The following is a 24961-nucleotide window of genomic DNA, read 5'->3' on the forward strand; positions in this document are numbered from 1 at the left end:
GGGTGCTGCGGGTCAGGCGCGCTCGGCGAGGAGCCGGGCGCACCGGTGGTCGAGGTGGGCGACGACGTCCCGGAAGGCACCGTACGCGGGGTTGGTCGTCTGCCCGTGGTGGAAGCGGTAGTAGATCTGCTGCGCGATGACGGCGAGTCGGAACAGCCCGAAGACCTCGTAGAAGAGCAGGTCGCGCGGCGAGACCTCGACCCCGCGGGCGGCGCAGTAGCGGGTCACGACCTCGTCGCGGGTCAGCATCCCGGGGGTGTGCGTCGGCTGGAGCCGCAGCGCGACGAAGGTCGGGTCGTCGTCGGCCTGCACCCAGTAGGCGAGCACGGAGCCGAGGTCCATCAGGGGGTCGCCGACGGTGGCGAGCTCCCAGTCGAGGACGCCGACCACACGGGTGGGGTCGTCGGGGTCGAGGACGAGGTTGTCGAAGCGGAAGTCGTTGTGGATCAACGTGTGCGGCCGGTCGGCCGGGCGGTGTGCCTCCAGCCACGCCATCGTCGCCTCGTGGTCCGGGACGTCCGGGGTGTGCGCGCGCCGCATCCGGCCGGCCCAGCCGCCGACCTGCCGCTCGACGTACCCGTCGCCGCGGTCGAGGCCGCGCAGCCCGGCGGGGTCGACGTCGACGTCGTGCAGCCACACGAGGACGTCGACCGCGTTCTCGCACAACGTCTTCACGGCGTCGCGGTCGAGGCCGAGGGAGTCGGGGACGTCCTTGCGCAGGATGGTCCCGGCGACGCGCTCCATCACGTAGAACTCCGAGCCGATCACCGACTCGTCGCCGCAGTACCCGACCATCGTCGGCACGAGCGGGAACGACGCCGCGAGACCGGCCTGGAGGTCGTGCTCGCGCCGCATGTCGTGCGCGCCCTTGGCCTTCGTGCCCGACGGCGGCCGGCGCAGCACGAGGTCGCGCCCGGGCCACCGCATCAGGTAGGTGAGGTTGCTGGCCCCGCCGGCGAACTGCCGCACCTCCGGGTCACCGTCGAGACCCGCTGCGTCGGAAGCGTTCTCGCGCAGCCAGGCAGCGGCGGCACCGACGTCGAAGGCGTCCTCGTCGCGCACGCGCGCGGCCCCGGCGACCTCGGTCACGGCAGGTACTCCTGCGGGTCGGCACCCGCCTTGCGCGCGAGCCGCTTGGCCTGGCCGACCATCATCCGGTCGTAGAGCGGCCGCAGGAAGCGCTTGCCGTAGTACGCCTGCTTGCCCATCCGGTCGGTGAGGATGATCGGCTTCCTCTTCTCGATGCCGTCCAGGACGAGGCGAGCGATGTCGGAGGCGTCGACCGAGGCCTTCGTGATGAGCCGGATCCCGGCCTCCTGCATCGCGGTGTCCTTGCCGGCGAACGACTCGTGGAGGTTGGTCCGGAAGAACGCCGGGCAGACGACCGAGACGTCGACGCCCCACGGGCCGAGCTCGAACCCCAGCGTCTCCGAGAGGGCGACGACCCCGGCCTTCGTCGCGTTGTAGCTCGACATCCCCGGGCCGTGGACGAGCCCGGCGAGCGAGGCGACGTTGACGATGTGGCCGGCGCGCTGCTCCTTGAACAGCGGTGTGACGGTGTGGCACCCGCGCGCGACCCCGAGGAGGTTGATGGAGACGACGCGCTCCCAGTCGGCCATCGCCTCGACGTCGATGCGCCCGCCGGTCGCGATGCCGGCGTTGTTGACGAGCAGGTCGAGACCGCTCCACTCCTCGCGGACCCACGCGAGCGCGGCGTCCCAGTCCTGCTGGCTGCGCACGTCGAGGCGCCGGTACTCAGCGCCGGCCGGCACGGACGACGGACGCTCCTCGGCGAGGTCGACGGCGAGGACCCGGTCGCCGCGGGCGACGAGCAGCTCGACGAGGGCGCGGCCGAGGCCGGACGCCCCTCCGGTCACGAGGGCGCGGCGGGTCATCGGGTGGCCTCCTGGGCTCGGGTGGCGTAGGGCTTGAGCAGGTGTCGCGCGACGACGCCGAGGTGGACCTCGTCCGGGCCGTCGGCGAGGCGCAGGCTGCGCGCCCCGGCGTAGGCCGCGGCGAGCGGGAAGTCCTCGCTCATGCCGGCGCCGCCGTGCAGCTGGATCGCGAGGTCGATGACGTCGCACGCCATCTGCGGCACCGCGGCCTTGATCTCGCTGACCTCCGAGAGCGCGCCCTCGATGCCGACGGTGTCGAGCTTCCACGCGGCGTGCAGGACGAGCAGCCGGGCCTGGTTGATGGCGATGCGCGCCCGCGCGAGGCGTTCGCGGTTGCCGCCGAGGTTCGCCAGCGGCTTGCCGAAGGCGACCCGGGTGCTCGAGCGCTTGCAGGCGAGCTCGAGCGCCTTCTCGGCGAGGCCGACGAGCCGCATGCAGTGGTGGACGCGCCCGGGGCCGAGGCGTCCCTGGGCGATCTCGAAGGCGCGGCCGGGGCCGAGGAGGACGTGGCCGGCGGGGACGCGCACGCCGTCGAGCGACACCTCGCCGTGGCCCAGCGGCTCGTCGAAGTGACCGAGGGCGCTGAGCATCCGCTCGACGCGCACACCCGGGGCGTCCATCGGCACGAGGACCATCGAGTGCTGCCGGTGGCGGTGCGCCGAGGGGTCGGTCAGGCCCATGAAGATGCCGAGCCGGCTGTCGGGATGGCCGGCGCCGGTCGTCCACCATTTGTTGCCGTCGACGACGACCTCGTCGCCGTCGAGCGTGGCGGTGGCGGCCATCGTCGTGGCGTCGGAGCTGGCGACCCCCGGCTCGGTCATGAGGAAGACGCTGCGGATGCGGCCCTCGAGGAGCGGGACGAGCCACTGCTCCTGCTGCTCGGGGGTGCCGTAGCGCAGGAGCACCTCCATGTTGCCGGTGTCGGGGGCGTTGCAGTTGAGGACGAGCGGCGCGAGGGTGGAGCGGCCGGTCTGCTCGGCGACGGTCGCGTAGTCGAGGTTGGTCAGCCCCGTCCCGCCGTCGGTGCCGAAGCGGTCGGCCCACGCGTCGCCCTCGCCGGCCGGCAGGAACAGGTTCCAGAGGCCCTGCACGCGGGCCTTCTCCTTGAGCTGCTCGACCTCGGCGGTCGGGGGCCACGGGTCCTCGCCGCGCGCCCGGCGAGCCGCGACGTCGGCGAGCAGGCGCTCCTCGACCGGCGCGACCTCGGTGTCGACGAAGGTGCGGACCCGGGTGGCGAGGTCGGCGGCGCGGGCGGACGGTGCGAAGTCCATGCCCTTGACCCTAGACCCCTGTTGAGCAATGCTCAATAGCGTGGGAACGGCGGCGCGCGTGCGGATGACGCCCGACGAGCGGCGCCGCCAGCTCGTCGGGGTCGGGCTGCGGATGTTCGTCGAGCGACCGGTCGGGGACCTGTCCGTCGACGAGGTCGCGGCGGCCGCCGGCGTCTCGCGGGGGCTGCTCTTCCACTACTTCCCGACGAAGTCCGACTACCACCGGGCCGTCGTCGCCGCGGCCGGTCGACGGGTGCGGCGCAACGTCGCCCCCGACGAGGGCGTGCACGGCGAAGAGGCAGTGCGCCAGGTCGTCGGGCGCTTCCTCGACCAGGTCGAGCGCCGCCGCGAGTGGTACGTCGCCCTCGTCCGCGGCCGGACCGAGCTGTCGCGTGCCGCCCCCGACGACCCGATGGAGACCGTCACGACCTTCGTCGCCGACCTCGCCCGGCGCGAGCTCGACCTCCCGGCCGCCGCCGCGCCGGCCGCGCGGGGGTGGGTCGCCTACCTCGAGGACCGCGCCCTCCAGTGGTCCGCCCTGCCACCGGCCGAGCGAGCAGAGGGGCGCGACGCCCTCGTCGAGCACTGCGTCGCCGCCCTGCGCGCCCTCGTCACCCTCACCCCCGACGCGCCCGCCACCCCCTGACGATTCCGCGAACGTGTGTGAGATCGCCGGGCATCACCGGCGATTTCACACACGTTCGTGATGGGTCGGGGTTGGCGGGCGGCTGCGGGTCGGTCAGCGGCGACCGCGCCCCGCGTCCCGCTGCGGGCTACGCCGCAGTACGTGCTGCTGCAGCGTCACTTACTGCGGTGTAGCCGGCGTACGTGCTGCTGCAGCGTCACTTACTGCGGTGTAGCCGGCGCCTGGGCGGGGGCGAGGGTGACCGGGACGCCGCTGAGGACCGCGTTGCCGCTCAGCGGGTCGACGACGCCGGGGTCGGTGAGGTCGTTGACCGACACCCCGGGCAGCGTCGTGGCGGTGCGCATCCGCACGCCCTCGCGCGCGTGCCCGTAGCCGTGCGGCAGCGAGACGACCCCCGGCATGACGTCGGCGCTGGCCGCCGCCTCGACGACCACCTCGCCGACCGCCGACGTGACCCGCACCCGCTCGCCGTCGGAGAGCCCGTGCGCCGCGAGGTCGTCGGGATGGACGAGCAGCGCGTGCCGCGTACGCCCCTTCGTGAGGACCGGCGCGTTGTGCAGCCACGAGTTGTTGTCGCGCTGGTGGCGCCGGCCGACGAGAACGAGCCCACCGTCACCGCCACCCTCGAGCGCCGCGAGCACCCCGGGCAGCGCGTCGAGCACGAGCGGCGTCGCGAGGTCGACCCGCTTGTCCCGGGTCCGCAGCCGGCCGGGCAGCCGCGGCCGCAGCGGGCCGAGGTCGAGCCCACCGGGCCCGGCCGCGCGCAGCCGGCGCACCGACAGGCCCGCGCCACCGGTGCGCAGCAGGACGTCGAGCTGGCGGGTCGGTGAGGTCCGCAGCCGCGCCTCGAGCGCGAGCGCGGCCCGCGACAGCCGCTGCCGCGGACCGGCGCCCCGGGCGCGGAGGTACGCGAGGCCGAGGTCGCGCGCGATCTCCCAGTCGTGGCGCCCGCCGGGGTCCTTGGGCAGGACGGCCGTCGTGAAGCGCGCGGTGTCGCGGACGGCGAGCAGGTGGAAGACGAGGTCGTAGTGGTCGCGCTCCAGCGGGCCGGTCGGCGGCAGGACGACGTCGGCGTGGCGGGTCGTCTCGTTGAGGTAGAAGTCGACGCAGACGAGGGCGTCGAGCGTGCCGAGCGCGGCGTCGAGCCGGTGCCCGCCGGGGGTCGACGACACGGGGTTGCCGGCGATGGTCAGCAGCGCCCGGACCCGTCCCTCGCCGGGCGTCGCGATCTCCTCGGCGAGGGCCGACACCGGGAGCTCGCCCCCGAACCCCGGCAGCCCGCGGACGCGGGTACGCCTGCGCGAGAACCCTCCCGGCGAGAGCAGCCCGCGCCCGACGAGGTCGACGGCCGGGGTCGTCAGCATCGTGCCGCCCGGCCGGTCGAGGTTGCCCGTGAGGACGTTGAGCAGCTGGACCGCCCACTGGCAGACCACCCCGTGCGCCTGCGTCGAGGCGCCCATCCGGCCGTGGACCGCGGCCGAGGGCGCGTCGAGGAGGTCGCGGGCCAGAGCGCGCACGGCCTCGGCCGACATCCCACTCACCCGCTCGGCGAGCTCCGGCGTGAACGGCTCGACGGCCGTGCGGACGGCGTCGACGCCGTCGACCCACGGCGCGGGCCGCGCCCGGCCGGAGGCCAGCACCTCCCGGACGAGGGCCAGCAGCACCGCGGCGTCCGAGCCGGGCCGGACGAAGTGGTGCGCATCCGCGACGCGGGCGGTCTCGGTGCGCCGCGGGTCGAGGACGACGAGGCGCCCTCCGCGCGACGCGAGCTCGCGCCGGCGCCCGGGGAAGTCCGGCACCGTCCACAGCGAGCCGTTGGACGCCATCGGGTTGTGGCCGACGAGCACGAGGAGGTCGGTGCGGTCGATGTCGGGCACCGGCAGGAGGAACTGGTGGCCGTAGAGCGCGTGCGCGACGACGTGGTGCGGCAGCTGGTCGACCGAGGTCGCGGAGAAGCGGGTCCGGGTGCGCAGCAGGTGCACGAGCGTCGGGTGGTGGGTCAGCGCGCCCAGGCTGTGGACGTTCGGGTTGCCGAGGTACACGGCGAGCGCGTCGTCACCGTGCTCGCGCTGGACGCCGGCCAGCAGCTCGGCCGCACGCCGGAACGCCTCGTCCCACGTCGCCTCGCGCAGCTCGCCGTCGGCCCCGCGGACGAGGGGGCGCCGCAGTCGGTCCGGGTCGTCCTGCAGCTGCGGCAGCGCGAACGCCTTGGGGCACAGGTGCCCCCGCGACAGCGGGTCGGCGTCGTCGCCGCGGATGCCGGTGACCGCGCCGGAGGAGCCCTTCGTGACGACGAGGCCGCACATCGCCTCGCAGAGCGTGCAGGACGCCCGCTGCGTCGTGGCCGTCATCGCGCGCGCGGCCCGAACGAGGGCGCCTCGCGCCGGAACGCGGCCTCCCGGGCGACCTTCGTGTTGCCGCGCCCCAGCAGCCGCGCCTGCTCCAGCCGCTCGCGCGCGAAGGTCCGGCGCGGGCCGGCGCTCCACGTCCGCTCGAAGATGCGCTTGGTCGCGGCGACCGCGTCGGGCGAGCGCGTCGCGACCTCCTCGAGGAAGCGGGTCGCGGCGACGAACGGCTCGTCGTGCACCTCGCTCGCGAGGCCGAGCTCGACCGCGCGCGTGCCGCTGAGCACCTCGCCCGTCATCGTCAGCCGCTTGGCGACGTCGAGGCGCACCTGCTGAGACAGCGCCTGCACCCCGCTCATGTCCGGGACGAGCCCCCACCGCGCCTCGAGCACCGACCACTGCGCGTCCGGCGTCGTCATCCGCAGGTCGGCGGCGAGCGCGATCTGCAGACCCCCGCCGTAGCAGTGGCCGTGGACGGCCGCGACCACCGGCACGGGCAGCCGCCGCCAGGCCCAGCACGCCTCCTGGAAGAGGTTGGTGCCGCGCCACGGCCGGGGCACGAACGCCCGCGCGACCCGCGGGGGCTCGCGCAGCACCGTCGCGAAGTCGAGCCCCGCGCAGAAGGAGTCACCGGCGCCGCCGAGCACGACACCGCGCAGCGTGCGGTCGCGCCGCAGCGACCGGGCGGTCTCGACGAGCGCCTCGAGCGTGTCGAGGGTCAGGGCGTTGAGCTTGTCGGGGCGGTCGAGGCGGACCTGCGCGATGCCGCCGTCGACGGTGCAGGACACGGGCGCGGACATGCGGTCAGCGTACGGGCGGGCGACCGCCGGCGTCCCGGCCCGGAACACCCCGCCCGCGGACCGGCGTTGTCGCCGGGGTCCCGCCCGTCGCACCCCGAGGAGAAGCCCGTGCCGCTCGTCCACCTCCACGTCATCGAGGGCCGGCGCGACGCCGCCGAGCTCCGCCGCCTCGCCGACGTCGTCCAGGAGGTGATGCGCGAGCGCTCCGCGGCCCCGCCCCGCGACCGCTACCAGCTGATCACCGAGCACAAGCCGGGCGGCATCGTCGTCGAGGACACCGGGCTGGGCTTCGAGCGCACCGACGACGTCGTCCTCGTGCAGGTCGTGCAGCAGGGCCGCAGCACCGAGCAGAAGCAGGCGCTGTACGCCGGGCTCGCCGAGCGGCTGGGGGCCGAGTGCGGCCTGGCCGGCACCGACCTCATCGTGTCTGTCGTCGAGAACACGACGGCCGACTGGTCCTTCGGCCACGGCGTCGCACAGTTCCTCACCGGCGACCTCTGAGCCGGCCGGGCCCACTTCGAGGCTTCGACAGCGACCGGTCTCGGGGGAATGGCCGGGCCCGCAGGTGGTTGAACCCTCAACAGGATGACGGGACGGCCCGCCCACGAGGCGGGCCGCTCGCGCCCCCACCCCCGAGAGACAGGACACCCCGTGCCCGACCTGTTCACCCCCCTGCCCACCCCCTTCGGCGAGCTGCCGCACCGCATCGTGCTGGCGCCGCTGACCCGCAACCGCGCCGACGCGGACGGCGTCCCCACCGACCTCCAGGTCGAGTACTACCGCCAGCGCGCCTCGGCCGCCCTCGTCATCACCGAGGGCACGCAGCCGAGCGCCGTCGGCCAGGGCTACCTGACGACCCCCGGCATCCACAGCGACGCGCAGGTCGAGGGTTGGCGCAAGGTCGCCGACGCCGTGCACGGCGAGGGCGGCCGCATCGTCGTCCAGCTGATGCACGCCGGCCGGGTCGCCCACCCGGACAACAAGCACGGCCTCGAGACCGTCGCCCCGAGCCCGCTGGCCGCCCCCGGCGAGATGTTCACCGCCGACGGGATGAAGCCGCACCCGGTGCCGCGCGAGCTGGCCGAGGACGAGATCCCCTCCGTCGTCGACGAGTACGTCGACGCCTCCCGCCGCGCGGTCGAGGCCGGCCTCGACGGTGTCGAGGTCCACGGCGCCAACGGCTACCTCATCCACCAGTTCCTCGCGCCCGGCTCGAACCACCGCACCGACGGCTACGGCGGCTCCCCCGAGAACCGTGCCCGCTTCGGCGTCGAGGTCGTCCGCGCCGTCGTCGACGCGATCGGCGCCGACAAGGTCGGCCTGCGGCTCTCGCCGGCGCACAACATCCAGGGCGCCACCGAGGAGGACCCGGCCGACGTGCTCGCCACCTACACGGCGTTCATGGAGGGCATCCGCGACCTCGGCATCGCCTACGTGTCGGTGCTCGCCGACCCGCAGGCCGAGGTGACCGCCCGCATCCGCGACCTCCACGACGGCGTCTTCCTCCTCAACACCGGCTTCGCCGAGGTGACGACGAAGGAGAGCGCCGAGGAGCTCGTCTCCGGCGGGCACGCCGACGCGGTCGTGGTCGGGCGCCTCTTCCTCGCCAACCCGGACCTCCCCCGCCGCTGGAGGGAGGACGCCGAGCTCAACGAGCCCGACGCCGACACCTTCTACGGCGGTGGCGCCGAGGGCTACACCGACTACCCGTTCCTCGACGACGAGCAGGAGCAGAAGTCGGCCTGAGGCCGCCCCAGCAGCGAACGCGTGTGAACCCGCCGGGCTTCCCCGGTGTCGAGTGACAGGACGTTTCGGACGGTTGATGTGACAGGACCTGTCGGACACCGAGCGGGCCGGGAGCATTGCTCATGGCCGGGAAGTCGGTGCCGATGGAGGCACGTTTGCAGGTGGCGTTCGTCTCGATGCTGGATGCGGAGGTCACGGTCGCGGCCAAGTGCGCCGCGTTGGGCATCGGCCGTGACTCCTACTACCGGTACCTGAGGCGGTTTCGCGCTCGGGGTGTGGAGGGGCTGCTAGATGACTCCAGCCGCCCCTCGCGCTCTCCCACGGCCACACCGGCCTCGATGGTGGCGTTGATCGTGGCGACCCGGCAGGAGCTGGCGGCCGCGGGCTGGGACCATGGCGCGCGCAGCATCGCGGCCCGGCTACGCCGGGCCGGGATCGTCGATGTCCCGCAGCCGCGCACCATCCACCGGGTGCTGTGCCGTCAAGGACGGAGGTGTCAGATCGTCTGTGTAAGGGGTCGGTCCGTCTGAAAGGAAGACGATGGATCCCATGACCGATGAGCAGGGCCCGGCCGCGTCGGCGGCTACGGGGAGGGACGCGGCGGCTGAGCTGGCCGCCTCGGGTGCCTTGGATGAGCTGTTCGCGCGGATCGATGCCGGCCAGGTCCAGATGACCGGCACCGACGGGTTGATCCCGGGACTGATCAAGGCCGCGCTCGAGCGAGGCCTGCAGGCCGAGCTCAGCGATCACCTCGGCTACGACAGGGGCGCCCCGGAGGCGTCGATGTTCGACAACTCCCGCAACGGGTCGACACCCAAGACGCTGGCGACCCAGGTCGGGCCGGTCGATCTGGACACCCCGCGGGATCGGCAGGGCACGTTCACCCCGCAGCTGGTCCCCAAGGGCGCGCGCCGCCTGGACGGCCTCGACGCGATGATCGTCAGCCTCTACGCCGGCGGGATGACGTTGCGCGACATCGCCCACCACCTGCACGCCACGGTCGGCACCGAGCTGTCGTACGAGACGATCAGCAAGATCGTCGACGAGATCGGCGAGGAGGTCCTGGCCTGGCAGCGGCGCCCGCTGGAGGCGCTGTACCCGGTGATCTACCTGGACGCGATCGTGGTCAAGGTCCGCGACGGCGGACACGTGGTCAACAAGGCCGCCCACCTCGCCGTCGGGGTCGACATGGACGGGGTCAAGCACGTCCTGGGGATCTGGGTGCAAACCACCGAGGGCGCCAAGTTCTGGGCGTCGGTGTGCGCCGACCTGGCCAACCGCGGCATCCGTGACGTGCTCATCGTCTGCTGCGACGGGCTCACCGGGCTGCCCGAGGCGATCGAGGCCACGTGGAGCGCCGCGACCGTGCAAACCTGCGTGGTGCACCTGATCCGGGCCTCGATGCGGTTCGTCGGCTACGGCGACCGCAAGGCCGTCGCGGCCGCGCTGCGACCGATCTACGCCGCCGCCGACGTCGCGGCCGCCCAGGCAGCGCTGGAGGCGTTCGAGGACCTCTGGGGCGGGAAGTACCCGCACGCGGTCTCCACCTGGCGCGCGGCCTGGGAACGGTTCACCCCGTTCCTCGCCTTCCCGCCCGAGCTGCGCCGGGTCATCTACACCACCAACGCGATCGAGTCCCTGAACTACCAGCTGCGCAAGATCATCAAGAACCGCGGCCACTTCCCCAACGACACCGCCGTCGTCAAGCTGCTCTGGCTGGCGATCTGCACCATCGAGGACAAACGCGCCCGAGAACGCGAGAAGGAACGCGGCCGACCCGCCGACCAACGCAAAGCCCCCGGCCGGCTCGTCGAAGGCCAGATCGTCACCAACTGGAAGAAGGCCCTCGCCCAACTCGCGATCGCCTACCCCGACCGGATCAACCCCCACCTCTGACCATGCCCCTTACACAGACACATTGACAGGCTCTCAAGGACTGATCACCCCCCAGCCGGCGAAACGGCCTCGTTCCTCCTACCGCCGCTTCGAGCACCCCCGCCCCAACGCCTGCTGGCAGCTGGACGGCAAGCAGTGGAGGCTGGCCGACGCCTCCACCGTGTGCATCCTGCGGCTGATCGATGACCACTCCCGCTACATCCTGGGCACCCGGGTGGCCCCCAACGAGAACAGCCACGACGCGTGGGAGCTGTTCTCTGCCTGCGCCACCCGCCACGGCCCCCCGGCGATGCTGCTCACCGACAACTCCCTGGCCTTCAACGGCCGCCGCATCGCCCACGCCATGACCGCCTTCGAAGCCCGCGTGCGCGCCCTGGGCACCCAGCCCGTCACCGCCAGCCCGCACCATCCCCAGACCTGCGGGAAGAAGGAACGCGACTGGCAGCCCCTACGCCGCTGGCTGACCGCCCGTGCCCCCGCCCGCGGCATCCCCGAGCTGCAACGCCTCCTGGACACCTACGACGTGCTGTTCAACACCGAACGCCCCCACCAGGCCCTCGACCCCGACCAGACCCCCCACGAGCGCTACACCGCCACCGCCAAGGCCCTGCCCAGCCCGCAACCCCTCCCCGGCCCGGTCACCACCACCCGCTTCACCGTGGCCCCCAACGGTCACGTCAACCTCGGCCGCGACGCCGTCACCAGCATCGGCCGTTCCTGGGCCGCCGCCACCGTCACCGTGGTGCGCGACCACCACGACGTGGTCATCCTCCACGAGGCCACCCTCATCGCCCGCCTCCACATCGACCCCACCCGCCGCTACCAGGACCGCACCACCTGGAGGCCACTACTGTCCGAAAGGTCCTGACACCACATGTCCGACAGGTCCTGTCACATGACACCGGGCTTCCCCGGCGGGTTCACACGCGTTCGGAGGATCCTGCGGGCGGTCAGGCGGAGGTCGTCGCCCCGGCCGGCACCGGGCGCTGCTCCTCGGACCGGGCGCGGACGGTGCGCCGGTGCAGGAGCACCGACACCCCGAGCACCCCGAGGCCGAGCACCGCGAGCCCCACGCCGACCCACGAGGGCGCGGTGTAGCCGTAGCCGCGGGCGATGACGACGCCGCCGAGCCAGGCGCCGAGCGCGTTCGCGAGGTTGAGCGCCGCGTGGTTGCCCGCCGCCGCGAGGGTCTGTGCCTCGCCGGCGACCTGCATCAGCCGCAGCTGGAGGTTGATGACGAGCACCGACGCGAGGACCGACGCGAGCGCGAGCACGACGAGCGCCGGCACGGCCCACTGCGCGACGAGGGCGAAGAGGCCGAGGGCGGCCCCGAGCCCGACCATCCCGATGACGATCGAGCGCAGCACCGACCAGTCGCCCATCCGTCCGGCGACGAGGTTGCCGACGAACCCGGCGGCGCCGAAGACGAGCAGGAAGAGGGGCACGGCGGAGGCCGGCAGCCCGGTGACGTCGGTGACCGTCGGCGCGATGTAGGAGTACATCGCGAACATGCCGCCGAAGCCGATGGCCGCGACCGCGAGGGTCAGCAGCACCTGGACGTTGGTCAGCGCCGAGAGCTCGGACCGGACCGTCCGGCTGCGGTCGCCCGGCAGGTGCGGGACCTGGGCGAGGACGAGCGCGACGGTCAGGAGGCCGAGGACGACGACGAGCCAGTAGGCCGAGCGCCAGCCGAGCGTCTGCCCGAGCCACGTCGCCCCCGGCACGCCGAGGACGTTGGCGACCGGGATGCCGAGCATCACCGTGCCGACGGCCCGGCCGGCGCGGCCCGCGGGCGCGAGGTCGACGGCCACGAGCGCCGCGACCCCGAAGTAGGCACCGTGCGGCAGGCCCGCGAGGAAGCGCGCGCCGACGAGCGTCTCGTAGCCCGGGGCCAGCGCGCTGAAGGAGTTGCCCACGGCGAGAGCGACCATGAGCCCGACGAGCAGGCCCTTGCGGGGCAGCGTCGCCCCGAGCGCGGCGATGAGGGGCGCGCCGACGACGACCCCGGCCGCGTAGGCCGAGATGGCGTGCCCCGCCGTGGGGATCGAGACCCCGACGCCGTCCGCGATCTCGGGGAGCAGGCCCATCGTCACGAACTCCGTCGTCCCGATGGCGATGCCGCCGAGGATGAGGGCGAACGTGGCGAGGGAGGCGTGTCGGGGCTGGGGCACGGGGAGTGCAAGGCCCCGCGGCGCCCCGGGCATTCCCGGCTCGGCGGATCCGGGCCGGATGTCACCCGGTGTTCACACGGCGGCCGTCGCGCGTCCCGTCGTTCCTAGGATGGCGGGATGCGCGCAGCCCAGGTGACCCGGCTCGACGGACCCGAGGCCGTGGAGGTGGTCGACCTGCCGGACCCGGCGGAGGCCGACGGCGCCGAGCGGAAGGTCGTCGTCGACGTCGCGGCCGCCGGGGTCTGCTTCCCCGACGTGCTCCTGACCCGCGGGCAGTACCAGATGCGCCCCGACCCGCCGTTCGTCCCGGGGTCGGAGGTCGCCGGGGTCGTGCGCTCGGCGCCGCCCGGCAGCGATTACGCGCCCGGCGACCGGGTCGCGGCGTTCTGCGTCCTCGGAGGCTTCGCGCAGGCCGTGGCCGTCGACCCCGCGATGGTCTTCCCGCTCCCGGACGACACGACGTGGTCGCAAGGCGCCGCCCTGCCGATGAACTACCTGACCTGCGACTTCGCCCTGCGCGAGCGCGCCCGGCTGCAGCCCGGCGAGACGGTGCTCGTCCACGGCGCGGCCGGCGGCGTCGGCACCGCGGCGGTCCAGCTGGCCCGGGCGTGGGGCGCCCGGGTGCTCGCCGTCGTCTCGAGCGAGGCCAAGGGAGACGTGGCCCGGGCAGCCGGTGCGGACGAGGTGCTCCCGGTCGACGGCTTCCGGGAGGCCGTCGCCGACCTCACCGCCGGCCGGGGCGTCGACGTCGTCGTCGACCCCGTCGGCGGGGACCGGCTCACCGACTCGCTGCGCGCGCTGGCCCCCGGCGGCCGGCACCTCGTCATCGGCTTCACGGCCGGCTCCATCCCCGAGGTGAAGGTCAACCGGCTGCTGCTGGGCAACCTCTCCCTCGTCGGGGTCGGGTGGGGTGCGTGGTGGACCCACCCGGCCGGTCCGGGCGCCGCCTACCTGCGCACGCAGTGGGACGCCCTGCTGCCGCTCCTGCGCGACGGCTCGGTCGACCCCGTGCTCGGCGAGGTCCGGGCCCTCGACGAGGTCGTCGCGGCGCTCGAGGCCGTCGAAGGTCGGCGGGCGACCGGCAAGATCCTGCTCACCCCCTGACCTGCGGCGATACGACCTGCGGACACTGCCCGAAAGTCTCAGGTGGGCTTGACGCTCTCTCGACGGTTACGGGCCCCCGCGCGCGGCAGAGTGTGTCCACACCCGTGGATCAGCCACGCCCTGCCTGGGAGGTACTCCCGTGTTCGACACCATCTTCGGCATCCCCGTGCACGCCCTGGTCGTGCACGCGGTCGTCGTCCTCGCGCCGCTGACGGCGCTCCTGCTCGTCCTCTTCGCCCTCTCGGAGAAGCTCCGGGCACGGATCGGCATCGCCCTCCCCCTGCTCGCCACCGTCACCGCGATCAGCGGCTTCGTCGCCAAGGAGTCCGGCGAGGCGCTCGAGCGGCGCGTCGGTGAGGGTGAGCTCGTCGAGGCCCATGCCGAGCTCGGCGACGTCCTGCCGATCATCGTCCTCGGTGTGGCCATCCTCAGCTGGGCGATCTACCTCCTGTGGAAGCGGACGCCGCGCGAGGTCGCGGACGGCCCGCGCAAGGCCTCGGGGGCGCTGCGCATCCTCCTCGTCGTCGGGGTGCTGGCCGCCGTCGGCCTCACCGTCGACGTCGTCCTCGTCGGCCACTCGGGGGCCAAGGCCGTCTGGAGCGGCGTGGGCTCCCAGCCGGCCCAGGGCGGCGGCGACTCCGACTGAGGGACCCGACTCTCCGTGAACGCGTGAGGACCCGCCGGTGACCACCGGCGGGTCCTCACGCGTTCGCAGGGCTGGGGCGGCCGCGCCGGTCAGGCGACGAGCTCGGGCTTGACCCGGGCCGCGGTCCACGTCCCGGCGCGACGCGTGGCGAGCGCCGCGAGCGCGAGCGCGGCCAGGCCCCACCCGCCGATGACGGCGACGTCGAGCGCGAGCGGCGCCATCGGCCCGCCGTACATGAGCCGCCGGACGCCGTCGACCGCGTAGCTCATCGGCAGCACGTGGTGCAGGGGGTGCAGCGGCGCCGGCAGGGTCTGCCAGGGGAAGGTGCCGCCGGCGCTCACGAGCTGGAGCACCATGAGCACGAGGGCCATGAACTGGCCGACGACACCGAACCGCGCCATGAGCACGTGGATGACGGCGATGAAGGCCGCGGACACCCCGATCATGAACAGCCCCAGCAGGACCGGGTGCGCCACGTCGATGCCGACACCGAGCGCGACGACGCCGAAGGCCACGAGCGCCTGCGCACCACCGAGCAGCGCCGGCGCGAGCCAGCCCCCGAGGGCCACCCGCCACGCGGGCTGCCCGGCGGCGAGGGCCCGCGACGAGAGGGCGCGCATCCGGGTGAAGAGGACGAACCCGCCGATCCACAGCGCGAGGCTCATGAAGAAGGGCGCGAGGCCGGCGCCGTAGCTGGCCGCGGCGGCCTCGGCGTCGCGGTCGACCGCGACCGGGCTGCCGATGGTCTGCGCCATGGCCTTGCGCTGCTCGGCCGAGGGGTCGGGGATGTCGTCGACGCCCTTCGCGAGGCCGTCGGCGAGCTTCGTCGCGCCGGAGGACAGGTCGCCGAGGCCGTCGTCGAGGTCGTGCGCGCCGGTGGCCAGGCGCGAGGTGCCCGAGACCGCCTCCCGCTCACCGGTGGCCAGCTGCTGCGCGCCCGACGAGAGCGTCGCGCTGCCGCTGGCGGCATCGGCGATGCCCTGGCTGAGGCGCGGCGCCGCGGCGGCGAGCTGCTCGGCGCCGTCGGCGACACGGTCGGCGCCGGAGGCGAGGGCGTCGAGGTCGTCGGCGGTCGACTGGACCTTCGCGTTCGCGTCGGTGACCGGCCCGGAGAGGGCGTCGACCCGCTCGAGGACGGTCTGCACCTGCTCGTCGGTGAGTCCGGCCGCGGCGAGGTCGTCGGCGAGCTGCCCCCGCGTGGCGGTGAGGTCGCCGAGGAGGGTGTCGGCGGCGTCCGCGACCTGCCGGCCGGCGGCGGCGACCTTCGCGTCGCCGTCGCTCACCTGCCGCGCACCGTCGGCGAGCTGCTTCGTCTGGCTCGGCAGGGAGGAGGTGCTCGAACGCAGCGTCTCGAGCCCGGAGCTCAGCGCGCCGGCGCCGTCGGCGAGGTCGCTCGCGCCGGCGGAGAGCTTCTCCTGCCCGGCGAGCAGCTGGTCGGCGCCGCCGGCGAGGTCGCCCGCACCGGTGGACGCCTTCTGCGCGCCGTCGGCCAGCTGCTGCGCGCCGTCGGCGGCGTCGACGACCTGGGCGTGGATGTCGGAGAAGCCCTCGAGGAAGCGGCTGGCGGCGGTACTGCTGACCTGCTCGGCCACCGAGGCGGTGACCTGGCTGACGAGCGTGTTCGCGATGGTGCGGGCCAGGTAGTTGTTCGCGTCGTTCGTGCGGATCTCGAGCCGGGCCTGCCGCGGGTCGTTCGTCGCGCTGCTCGCGAGGTCGGTGGAGAAGTCCTTCGGGAGGACGAGTACGAGGTCGTAGTCGCCGTCGCGCAGACCGGAGTCCGCGCGCTGGCGGCTGACCTTCGCCCAGTCGAAGGTCTTCTTGTCGAGGAGCTCCTGGGCGACCTGGTCGCCGACCTGGAGCCGCTCGCCGCCGGAGAGGGTCGTGCCCTCGTCCTCGACGACGAGGGCCGCCGGCACCTCGCTGAGGCGGCCGTAGGGGTCGTCGTTCGCGTAGAGGTAGAGACCGCCGTAGATCGACGGCACGAGGACCATCGCGACGAGCGCGAGGCGGCCGACCCGGCTGGCGCCGATGCGGCGCAGCTCGGTGAGGGCGAGGCGCAGCGCGGTCACGCGGCCACCTCCTCGGTCGAGCCGAGCTCGGCCCGCACGACGAGCCCGAGCTGGCGCATCGTCGCGTGGGTCATCTGGACGACGACGGTGAGGCCGGACGCGGCGTGCGCCGTGAGGATCGGCCACCACAGGCGGGGGTCACCGCCGCGGCGGTCGGGGTTGGTGACGACGAGGACCCGGGTGGCCGCACGCTCGGCGGCGGCGGAGGTGAGCACCCGGACGCGCTCCTGCGCGGTGAGCCGCTCGAACGGCTCGTCCGCCGCGGCGAGCACGCCGTGCCGGTCGAGGAACTCGGCGACCGCCGCACGACCGGAGGGGCGTCCGGCGAAGGCGAGCTCCTCGGCGACGACGTGGTGCACGGCGAGCCCGTCCTCGGGGCTGGAGACCTCGGGGACGTCGACGAGGGCGACGTGCCGGCGCCGCAGCGCGGCGTCGTCCAGGCCGTCGAGGAGGACGCTCCCCGCCGCCACCGGCATCCGGCCGCCGAGGGCGAGGGCGAGGGCGACCTGGCCGTAGCCGGGGTCGCCGGCCACCGGCGTGACGTGGGAGGGCGGCGCGGTGAAGGACGTCGCCCGCACGAGGGGGCTGCGCGTCCCGGCGACCGCGACGGCGTCGGCGGTGAGCTGCACGAGGATGCTCCTGGACTGGGAACGGGTGGTACCGACTGGTACCGGCTTCGTTGGTACGATACAGTACCAGCATGAGCCGCACCTCCACCACCGCCGTCCCGGGCCTCGACCGCACCCGACCGGTGCGCGAGCGCCTCGAGGCCGGGCTCGCCGCCGCGGTCGCCGACAAGGGCCTCGCGGCGACGACGATCGCCGACGTCGCGCGCCTCTCCGGCACCTCGAAGCGCACCTTCTACGAGCACTTCGACGACAAGGAGGAGTGCTTCCTCGCGCTCTACCGCACCCGCAGCGGCGAGCTGATGGACGCCGTCGACGCCGCGCTCTCGCCCGGCGCCACCCCCGCCACGGTGCAGCTGCAGGACGCCGCCCGGGCCTTCCTCACCTACGTCACCGAGGACCGCGCGCTCGGCCGCGCCCACGTCGTCGACGTCCAGACCATCGGCGAGCGCGGGGTCGCGGCCCGGCAGGAGGTCGTCGACCGCCACGCCGAGACCCTCCTGCGGATGCTCGACCAGGCCCGCGAGGCCGGCACGGCCGTCCGCCGGCTGAGCCACCTCGAGGCGGTCTGCGTCGTCGGCGGGCTCAACGAGGTCGCCCTGCGCGCCCTCGAGGCCCCCGACGACACCGCCCTCGACGAGCTCGTCGAGTCCGCCACGCGCTTCATGCAGGCGGTCGTCCTCGCCGACTGACCCGCGGCCGGCGGCGGCGCGCGCCGACTAGCCTCGGGTCATGGAGTTCCGGAACGTCTACGCCCAGGGGTTCGCCCGGGTCGCGGCGTGCACCCTGCCCGTCGCCCTCGCCGACCCCGCGGAGAACGCGCGGCGCATCGGGGAGCAGGTGCGGGCCTGCCACGACGACGGCGTGGCGGTGGCGCTCTTCCCCGAGCTCTCCCTGTCCGGGTACGCCGTCGACGACCTGTTCCTCCAGGACGTCCTCCTCGACGCGGTGGACCGCGCGGTCGTGTCGCTCGCCGAGGCGACCGTCGGCCTCACCCCCGTCGTCGTCGTGGGCGCGCCGCTGCGGCACGCGAACCGGCTCTACAACTGCGCGGTCGTCATCCACCGCGGTGAGGTGCTCGGCGTCGCCCCGAAGTCCTACCTCCCGACGTACCGCGAGTTCTACGAGAAGCGCTGGTTCGCCGCGGGCACCGGGCAGGAGGGCCAGAACCTCGTCCGGCCGCAGTGGCCCGGCTCCGACGTCGACGGCGAGGTCCCCTTCGGGCCGGACCTGCTCTTCACCGCCGACGACGTGCCGGGGCTCGTCGTCCACGCCGAGGTCTGCGAGGACCTCTGGGTGCCGGTGCCGCCGAGCCACGAGGCCGCCCTCGCCGGCGCCACGGTGCTGCTCAACCTGTCGGCCTCCCCCATCACCGTCGGCCGCGCCGAGGACCGCCACCTCCTCGCCCGCAGCGCCAGCGCCCGCTGCGACGCCGCCTACCTCTACGCGGCCGCGAGCGCGGGCGAGTCGAGCACCGACCTCTCGTGGGACGGCATGACGATGGCCTACGAGCTCGGCGAGCTGCTCGGCGCGAGCGAGCGGTTCCCCGACGGCCCGCGGCGCACCGTCGTCGACGTCGACCTCGACCGGCTGCGCCAGGAGCGGATGCGCGTCGGCTCCTTCGACGACAACGCCTCCGCGTACGCCGCTGACGAGTCCGGCTTCCGCGTCGTCCCGTTCCGGCTGCGGCCGCCCGCCGGCGACCTCGGGCTGCGCCGCGTCGTCGACCGGTTCCCGTTCGTGCCCGACGACGAGTCGCGCCTCGCCCAGGACTGCTACGAGGCGTACAACATCCAGGTCTCCGGGCTCGAGCAGCGGATGCGCTCGATCAGCGGTGGAGACCCGGCCCGGTTGCCGCGCATCGTCATCGGCGTCTCGGGCGGCCTGGACTCGACGCACGCGCTCATCGTCGCGGTCAAGGCCTGCGACCGGCTCGGCCTGCCGCGCACCCACGTCCTCGGGATGACGATGCCCGGCTTCGCGACGAGCGCCGGGACGAAGAGCAACGCGGTCGCGCTCATGGAGGCGCTCGGCATCGAGTGGGAGGAGGTCGACATCCGGCCGCTCGCCACGCAGATGCTCAAGGCCCTCGGCCACCCCGCCGGCGACGGCGAGCCGGTGTACGACGTGACGTTCGAGAACGTCCAGGCCGGGCTGCGCACCGACGTCCTCTTCCGCGCCGCCAACCAGCGCGGCGGCATCGTCCTCGGCACCGGCGACCTCAGCGAGCTCGCGCTGGGCTGGTGCACGTACGGCGTCGGCGACCAGATGTCGCACTACGGCGTCAACGCCGGCGTCCCGAAGACGTTGATCCAGCACCTCATCCGCTGGGTGGTCTCGCACGGCGAGCTCGGGGACGCCGGGGCGGACGAGACGCTGCTGGCCATCCTCGACACCGAGATCAGCCCCGAGCTCGTGCCGGCGCGCGAGGGCGAGAAGATCCAGTCGACCCAGGACACCATCGGCCCCTACGGCCTCCACGACTTCACGCTCTTCCACGTCCTGCGCTGGGGGTACCGGCCGAGCAAGATCGCCTTCCTCGCCGAGCACGCGTGGAGCGACGCCTCCGCCGGGGCCTGGCCGGCCGGCTACCCCGAGCGAGACCGCGTCGCGCACGAGCTGCCGGCGATCCGGCAGTGGATGGGCGTCTTCCTGCGCCGGTTCTTCCAGAACCAGTTCAAGCGCTCGGCGATCCCCAACGGGCCGAAGGTCGTCGCCGGCGGGTCGCTCTCGCCGCGCGGTGACTGGCGGATGCCGTCGGACGCCGTCGCCGCCGCGTGGCTGGCCGAGCTCGACGCGAACGTCCCGTCGGCGTGAGGAAGTCCGACCGGCGCGAGCCGCGGATCGGTGCGCGCACGGCCGTCGCGCTCGTGTTCGGCTGCTCCGCAGCGGTACTCGTCGTCGAGATCGTGTCGCTGCGGCTCCTCGCACCGCACCTCGGCCTCACCCTCGAGACGAGCACGCTCGTCATCGGCCTCGCGCTCGCCGCCATCGCGGCGGGGTCGTGGCTCGGCGGGCGGTGGGCCGACGAGCACGACGGCCGGGCGGTGCTCGGGCTGCTGCTCGTCGTGTCGGGCGCCGTCGTCGCCGCGACGCCGTTCCTCGTGCGCGGCGCCGCAGGGCTGGCCGGGGGCGCGTTCCTCCTCGTGGCCGCGGGCGGGTCGATCATCGTGCCGGGGGCGCTGCTGTCGGCGGTCCATCCGGTCGTCACCGCGCTGCGCCTGTCGACGCTCGAGGAGACGGGCTCGGTCGTCGGCCGGCTGTCCGGGCTCGGCACGGCCGGCGCCATCCTCGGCACGGTCCTCACCGGCTTCGTCCTCGTCTCGCGGGTGCCGGTCACGTGGATCATGGTCGGGCTCGGCGTGCTGCTCGTCGTCGGCGGAGTCGTCGTCGAGGTGGGGTCGCGCCGCGGGCTCGCCGGCACGGCCGCCGTCGTCACGGTCGTCGGCGGGCTGGGCGCCGCGCTCGCGCCGAGCGGCTGCGACGTCGAGACGAAGTACCACTGCGCGGTCGTCACGAGCGACCCCGAGCGGCCGACCGAGCGGGTGCTCGTCCTCGACGACCTGCGCCACTCGACCGTCGACCTCGCCGACCCCACGAGGCTCGAGTTCGCCTACGTCAAGGCCCTCGCCGCCGCGACCGCGAGCCAGCTGCCCGACGGCGCCGTCCGCGCCCACCACCTCGGCGGGGGCGGCCTGACCCTGCCGCGGTTCCTCGCCGCCGAGCGCCCGGGGACGGTGAGCACGGTCTCCGAGATCGACCCCGGGGTCGTCGCCCTCGACACCGAGCGCCTCGGCCTGCGGACCGGGCCCGACCTGCGGGTGCGCGTGGAGGACGCCCGGGTCGGTCTGCGCGCCGTGGGGTCCGGCACGCTCGACCTCGTCGTCGGCGACGCGTTCGGGGGCGTCAGCGTGCCGTGGCACCTGACCACGCGCGAGGCGCTGACCGACGTCCGCCGCGTGCTGACCGACGACGGGCTCTACGCCGCCAACCTCATCGACCACGAGCCGCTGGGCTTCGCCCGGGCCGAGGTCCGCACGCTCGGCACGGTGTTCGACCACGTGGCACTCGCCGCGACGCCGGCGGCCACCCGGGGCGAGGGGGGCGGGAACCTCGTCGTGCTCGCCTCCGCCGCACCGATCGACGTCGCCGGGTGGCGGGCGGCCATCGCCGCCCGCGACCTCGACTGGGAGGTCATCGACGGCGTCGCCCTGGAGGCCTGGGTGGGCGACTCACCGGTCCTCACCGACGACCACGCACCCGTCGACCAGCTGCTCACCCCCTACCCGCCCCGCGTCGCCCCGGCCGCGGGCTGACCCCTCAGCCGACGGCGAGGGCGGCCAACGCGGCACCGTCGAGCCGGTAGGTCGTCCACTCGCCCTGCGCCACGGCCCCGATGGACTCGTAGAAGCCGATGCTCGGGGTGTTCCAGTTGAGGACCCACCACTCCAGGCGGCGGTAGTCCCGTTCGACGCACACCTGCGCCAGCGCGGCGAGCAGCTCCTTGCCGAGCCCCGAGCCGCGGTGCGCCGGGTCGACCCAGAGGTCCTCGAGCCAGATGCCGTGGCGGCCGGTCCACGTCGAGTAGCTGAGGAACCAGACGGCCATCCCGACGACCTCGCCGTCGACCTCGGCGACGTGCGCGAAGGTCGAGGTGGCGCCGCCGTCGGGGAAGAGCGCCTCGAGGACGTGCCGCTCGGTGGACTCGACGGCGTCCGGCTCGCGCTCGTACTCGGCGAGGGCGTGGACCATCCGCTGGATGGCGGGGACGTCGTCACGGGTCGCGGGGCGCGTGCGCTGGCTCACCCGCCGGACCCTACGCCTCCCCGACGGGCCGACGCCGCCGACTCGTGGCACCCTGCTGCCGTGACCGACGACCTCTTCCACATCGCCCACGCCGAGCAGTGGGAGAAGGCCCGCGCGATCGGACGCTACGAGCAGTCGACGCACGGCCTCTCCCTCGGCGAGGTGGGCTTCATCCACCTCTCGACGAGCGAGCAGTGGCCCGGTGTCCTGGAACGGTTCTACGCCGATGTCGACGACGAGCTCGTCCTGCTGACCATCGACCCCCAGCGGCTCAGCTCACCGGTGCGGTGGGAGGCGCCCGAGGGCACCGACGAGCAGTTCCCGCACCTCTACGGCCCGCTCGACGCCGGCGCCGTCACCGCCACCCGCACCCTCTGACGAGGCGGGGTCGGGCTCAGGCCCGGACGACGACCCCGTCGGGCAGGTCGAACCAGCGCAGGTGCTCGAAGTCGGCCGACACGTGGTGGTCCGGCCGGCCGAGGTCCGGCGCGTCGGCCGCGGCCAGCACCGCGGCGGCCTCGCGCAGGTGCTCGGCGAGCATCTCCTCGCCGCCGCGCGCGTCCGAGGCCGGCATCGTCACCGAACCGTCGTCGCCGTAGACGACGTCGGCCAGGCGCACCGGCGGCTCGACGACGCCGCGGCGGTGGCGCCACATCCCGGTCTCCGGGCAGAACGTGTAGTCGCCGAGCAGGCGCCAGCCGTCACGGGCGACCATCCGGACCGCCTCGACGACGTAGTCGGCGACCGCGTCGGACAGGAAGTAGTTGAAGTTCACCCGGACCCAGCCGGGCTTGATGCCCTCGCAGCCGCCGGTGATCTCGCGCTCGAACTCGTGGCTGCGCTCGAGGTCGATGCCGAGCAGCCGGTGGCCGTAGGGGCCGGCGCACGAGCATCCCCCGCGGGACTGGATGCCGAAGAGGTCGTTGAGCAGCGCGACGACGTAGTTGTGGTGCAGGTGGCTGCCCGAGGGGGAGCGGACGACGAACGAGACGATGGAGAGCCGCTTCAGCTCGAGGTTGCCGAGGATCTCCAGCGCCGGCTCGTCGCGCCAGGCGGTGACGGCCCGCTCGAGGAAGCGCTCCTCCCGGGCGCGGATGGTGTCGACGCCGACGGCCTCCTTGAGCTGGAAGACGAGCCCGGCGCGGATCGACTCGATGATCGCCGGCGTGCCGCCCTCCTCGCGGTGCGCGGGGTCGGGGAGGTAGGCGTGGTCCTCGGGGTTGACGTACGCGACCGTGCCGCCGCCGGGGGTCACCGGCACGCGGTTGGCGAAGAGCTCGCGGCGGGCGACGAGGACGCCGGGGGTCGAGGGGCCGCCGATGAACTTGTGCGGCGAGAGGAAGATCGCGTCCTTGTACGCCAGCGGGTCACCGTCGCCCGGCGCGGTCATCTCGATGTCGACGTACGGGCCGGCGGCGGCGAAGTCCCAGAACGCGAGCGCGCCGTGCCGGTGCAGCAGCGCGGAGATGCCGTGGGTGTCGCTGACGATGCCGGTGACGTTGCTCGCCGCGCTGAAGGACCCGATGAGCAGCGGCCGGCCGGCGTGCTCGGCGAGGCGCGCCTCGAGGTCGGTCGCGTCGATACGTCCGTCGGCGTCCTCGCGGATGGTCACGACGTCGGCGATCGTCTCGCGCCACGGGATCTCGTTGCTGTGGTGCTCGTACGGCCCGATGAACACGACCGGCCGCGCCTCGGCCGGGATCGCGTCGGTCAGGTGCCATCGGTCCTCGAGGGCGCTCGGTACGCGCAGGCCGAGGACCCCGACGAGCTTGTCGATGGCGCCGGTGCAGCCCGACCCGGCGAAGACCACGACGGTGTCGTCGTTTCCGTGGACGGAGTCGTGGATGATGCGGCGCGCATCCTCCCGCAGCCGGGTCGTCTGCAGGCCCGTGCCGCTGGACTCGGTGTGCGTGTTGGCGTACGCGGGCAGGACCTCGTCGCGCAGGAAGTCCTCGATGAACGACAGCGCGCGACCGCTCGCGGTGTAGTCGGCGTACGTCACGCGGCGCGGGCCGTACGGGGTCTGCATCACGTGGTCCTCCCCGATGACGGACTCGCGGATCCGCCGGAGGAGGGCGTCGGCGCGGCGGTCGGTGCTGGGGCTGTCGGCCATGTCCCCCAGCGTCCCACGACCGGCCCGCCCGGCTCCGGCGGTCGGTCCTCCGCGCGGGGTCGGTGCGGCTGCAGCCCGCCCGGGCACCGGCATGCGGCGATACGGTCCGGAGATGGCGCACGACGACCTGGACGCGGAGCTCGAGCACCGCCGGTCGGGCGAGGGCGAGCACCGCCTGCCGCCGGCGGTGGCGGTCCTCGTCGCCATCGTCACGTACGCGCTGCTGCCGCAGCCGCTGCTCGTCGGGCCGCGCCTGGCCATCCCCGCGGTCGAGGTGCTGCTGCTCCTGTCGCTCGTCCTCGTCAACCCGGTGCGCCTCGTCCGGCGGACGCGGTGGTCGCGGTGGGTGTCGGTCGGGCTGGCGTGCGTCGTCATCCTCAGCAACCTCGTCGCGCTCGGGATGCTCGTGGCGACGCTCTCGGACTCGTCGGCCGACCCCGGAGGCCTGCTGCTCGGTGGGATGCAGGTGTGGCTCACCGGCGTCGTCGGCTACGCGCTCCTCTACTGGGAGCTCGACCGCGGCGGCCCGGTCGCCCGGCACCGGGAGCGCCGCGACCGGCTGCCGCCCGCCGACTGGCGCTTCTCGCAGGACGAGGACCACGACACCGTCGCGGAGGTCGCGGTGTCGTCGAGCCGCACGAGCGGATGGGTGCCGCTGTTCGTCGACTACCTCTACGTGTCGGTGACGAACTCGAGCGCGTTCAGCCCGACCGACACGATGCCGCTGAGCACCCGGGCCAAGCTGCTCATGGCCAGCCAGGCGACCGCGGCGCTCCTCGTGTCGCTGCTGATCGTCGCCCGGGCCGTCGGGTCGCTCGGCGGCTGAG

23 protein-coding genes are annotated in these 24961 nt (G+C 74.0%); 13 read left to right on the top strand and 10 right to left on the bottom strand.

Annotation, left to right across the window (positions count from 1 at the left end; genetic code table 11):
- Nucleotides 1–12: 12 nt before the first annotated feature.
- Genes LG324_RS00160 through LG324_RS00170 form a run of 3 tightly spaced genes read right to left on the bottom strand, consistent with a single transcriptional unit; the run spans nucleotide 13 to nucleotide 3166 of the window.
- Nucleotides 13–1089: a phosphotransferase family protein gene (locus LG324_RS00160; protein ID WP_404350729.1), complete on the bottom strand. Its 1077-nt coding sequence runs from the start codon at nucleotides 1087–1089 to the stop codon at nucleotides 13–15.
- Complete coding sequence (locus tag LG324_RS00165; RefSeq protein WP_404350731.1) at nucleotides 1086–1895, bottom strand: SDR family NAD(P)-dependent oxidoreductase; 810 nt, start codon at nucleotides 1893–1895, stop codon at nucleotides 1086–1088. Before LG324_RS00165 ends, LG324_RS00160 begins: the two co-directional genes overlap by 4 nt.
- Nucleotides 1892–3166, bottom strand: coding sequence for an acyl-CoA dehydrogenase family protein (locus tag LG324_RS00170; RefSeq protein WP_404350733.1), 1275 nt, complete (start codon nucleotides 3164–3166; stop codon nucleotides 1892–1894). The genes LG324_RS00165 and LG324_RS00170 overlap by 4 nt, the downstream gene beginning before the upstream one ends.
- Before the next feature lie 40 nt (nucleotides 3167–3206).
- Between LG324_RS00170 and LG324_RS00175 the strand changes: the two genes are divergently transcribed.
- Nucleotides 3207–3812, top strand: a complete 606-nt coding sequence (locus tag LG324_RS00175) for a TetR/AcrR family transcriptional regulator (RefSeq protein ID WP_404350735.1) — start codon at nucleotides 3207–3209, stop codon at nucleotides 3810–3812.
- 200 nt (nucleotides 3813–4012) lie between these two features.
- On the opposite strand, the gene LG324_RS00180 is transcribed toward LG324_RS00175, so the two are convergent.
- Both LG324_RS00180 and LG324_RS00185 read right to left on the bottom strand, forming a co-directional pair.
- A complete protein-coding gene (locus tag LG324_RS00180; protein ID WP_404350737.1) occupies nucleotides 4013–6163 on the bottom strand; it encodes a molybdopterin-dependent oxidoreductase in 2151 nt (716 codons plus the stop codon).
- Complete coding sequence (locus tag LG324_RS00185) at nucleotides 6160–6957, bottom strand: crotonase/enoyl-CoA hydratase family protein (protein ID WP_404350739.1); 798 nt, start codon at nucleotides 6955–6957, stop codon at nucleotides 6160–6162. Before LG324_RS00185 ends, LG324_RS00180 begins: the two co-directional genes overlap by 4 nt.
- A gap of 108 nt (nucleotides 6958–7065) precedes the next feature.
- Between LG324_RS00185 and LG324_RS00190 the strand changes: the two genes are divergently transcribed.
- The 5 genes from LG324_RS00190 (at nucleotide 7066) to LG324_RS00210 (ending at nucleotide 11467) form a co-directional block, all read left to right on the top strand.
- Nucleotides 7066–7458, top strand: a complete 393-nt coding sequence (locus LG324_RS00190; protein ID WP_404350741.1) for a tautomerase family protein — start codon at nucleotides 7066–7068, stop codon at nucleotides 7456–7458.
- A 150-nt stretch (nucleotides 7459–7608) separates the two neighbouring features.
- The gene (locus tag LG324_RS00195; RefSeq protein WP_207022211.1) at nucleotides 7609–8703 is read left to right on the top strand and encodes an alkene reductase; all 1095 of its coding nucleotides are present in this window, start codon (nucleotides 7609–7611) and stop codon (nucleotides 8701–8703) included.
- A gap of 122 nt (nucleotides 8704–8825) precedes the next feature.
- Complete coding sequence (locus tag LG324_RS00200; protein WP_404350743.1) at nucleotides 8826–9233, top strand: helix-turn-helix domain-containing protein; 408 nt, start codon at nucleotides 8826–8828, stop codon at nucleotides 9231–9233.
- 19 nt (nucleotides 9234–9252) lie between these two features.
- Nucleotides 9253–10599 carry an IS256 family transposase gene (locus LG324_RS00205; RefSeq protein WP_404350745.1) on the top strand — a complete coding sequence of 449 codons (1347 nt, stop codon included), beginning with the start codon at nucleotides 9253–9255 and terminating at the stop codon, nucleotides 10597–10599.
- 22 nt (nucleotides 10600–10621) lie between these two features.
- On the top strand, nucleotides 10622–11467 hold the full coding sequence (locus LG324_RS00210; RefSeq protein WP_404350747.1) for a DDE-type integrase/transposase/recombinase: 846 nt from the start codon (nucleotides 10622–10624) through the stop codon (nucleotides 11465–11467).
- Between the two features lie 82 nt (nucleotides 11468–11549).
- Here the strand turns inward: LG324_RS00210 and LG324_RS00215 are convergent, their stop codons facing one another.
- Entirely contained in the window at nucleotides 11550–12770 is a 1221-nt protein-coding gene (locus tag LG324_RS00215; RefSeq protein WP_404350749.1) for an MFS transporter, read from the bottom strand.
- 117 nt (nucleotides 12771–12887) lie between these two features.
- Here LG324_RS00215 and LG324_RS00220 point away from each other — a divergent pair, with 117 nt between their 5' ends.
- Both LG324_RS00220 and LG324_RS00225 read left to right on the top strand, forming a co-directional pair.
- The gene (locus tag LG324_RS00220; protein WP_404350751.1) at nucleotides 12888–13874 is read left to right on the top strand and encodes an NADPH:quinone oxidoreductase family protein; all 987 of its coding nucleotides are present in this window, start codon (nucleotides 12888–12890) and stop codon (nucleotides 13872–13874) included.
- Nucleotides 13875–14013: 139 nt separating this feature from the next.
- The gene (locus LG324_RS00225) at nucleotides 14014–14520 is read left to right on the top strand and encodes a DUF2231 domain-containing protein (RefSeq protein ID WP_207022208.1); all 507 of its coding nucleotides are present in this window, start codon (nucleotides 14014–14016) and stop codon (nucleotides 14518–14520) included.
- Between the two features lie 89 nt (nucleotides 14521–14609).
- Here LG324_RS00225 and LG324_RS00230 read toward each other — a convergent pair whose 3' ends face one another.
- A complete protein-coding gene (locus LG324_RS00230; protein WP_404350753.1) occupies nucleotides 14610–16589 on the bottom strand; it encodes a YhgE/Pip family protein in 1980 nt (659 codons plus the stop codon).
- Entirely contained in the window at nucleotides 16586–17218 is a 633-nt protein-coding gene (locus LG324_RS00235) for a hypothetical protein (protein ID WP_404350755.1), read from the bottom strand. The genes LG324_RS00230 and LG324_RS00235 overlap by 4 nt, the downstream gene beginning before the upstream one ends.
- A 71-nt stretch (nucleotides 17219–17289) precedes the next feature.
- On the opposite strand from LG324_RS00235, the gene LG324_RS00240 reads away from it, so the two are divergent.
- Genes LG324_RS00240 through LG324_RS00250 form a run of 3 tightly spaced genes read left to right on the top strand, consistent with a single transcriptional unit; the run spans nucleotide 17290 to nucleotide 21531 of the window.
- Nucleotides 17290–17907, top strand: a complete 618-nt coding sequence (locus LG324_RS00240) for a TetR/AcrR family transcriptional regulator (RefSeq protein WP_404350757.1) — start codon at nucleotides 17290–17292, stop codon at nucleotides 17905–17907.
- A 40-nt stretch (nucleotides 17908–17947) separates the two neighbouring features.
- On the top strand, nucleotides 17948–20032 hold the full coding sequence (locus LG324_RS00245) for an NAD(+) synthase (protein WP_404350759.1): 2085 nt from the start codon (nucleotides 17948–17950) through the stop codon (nucleotides 20030–20032).
- Nucleotides 20029–21531: a fused MFS/spermidine synthase gene (locus tag LG324_RS00250; protein WP_404350761.1), complete on the top strand. Its 1503-nt coding sequence runs from the start codon at nucleotides 20029–20031 to the stop codon at nucleotides 21529–21531. The genes LG324_RS00245 and LG324_RS00250 overlap by 4 nt, the downstream gene beginning before the upstream one ends.
- A gap of 4 nt (nucleotides 21532–21535) precedes the next feature.
- On the opposite strand, the gene LG324_RS00255 is transcribed toward LG324_RS00250, so the two are convergent.
- Nucleotides 21536–22021: a GNAT family N-acetyltransferase gene (locus tag LG324_RS00255; RefSeq protein WP_404350763.1), complete on the bottom strand. Its 486-nt coding sequence runs from the start codon at nucleotides 22019–22021 to the stop codon at nucleotides 21536–21538.
- Nucleotides 22022–22081: 60 nt separating this feature from the next.
- Between LG324_RS00255 and LG324_RS00260 the strand changes: the two genes are divergently transcribed.
- The gene (locus LG324_RS00260; protein WP_207022201.1) at nucleotides 22082–22399 is read left to right on the top strand and encodes a DUF952 domain-containing protein; all 318 of its coding nucleotides are present in this window, start codon (nucleotides 22082–22084) and stop codon (nucleotides 22397–22399) included.
- Nucleotides 22400–22415: 16 nt separating this feature from the next.
- Here LG324_RS00260 and LG324_RS00265 read toward each other — a convergent pair whose 3' ends face one another.
- Nucleotides 22416–24134 (bottom strand): aminotransferase class V-fold PLP-dependent enzyme, encoded by a 1719-nt coding sequence (locus LG324_RS00265; RefSeq protein WP_404350765.1) that lies wholly within the window; start codon nucleotides 24132–24134, stop codon nucleotides 22416–22418.
- 112 nt (nucleotides 24135–24246) lie between these two features.
- On the opposite strand from LG324_RS00265, the gene LG324_RS00270 reads away from it, so the two are divergent.
- Nucleotides 24247–24960 carry a hypothetical protein gene (locus tag LG324_RS00270; protein ID WP_404350767.1) on the top strand — a complete coding sequence of 238 codons (714 nt, stop codon included), beginning with the start codon at nucleotides 24247–24249 and terminating at the stop codon, nucleotides 24958–24960.
- The last annotated feature ends 1 nt before the right edge of the window (nucleotide 24961 follow it).

Origin of the sequence: Phycicoccus jejuensis (genome assembly GCF_044797865.1) — a bacterium.
GTDB lineage: Bacteria > Actinomycetota > Actinomycetes > Actinomycetales > Dermatophilaceae > Phycicoccus > Phycicoccus jejuensis.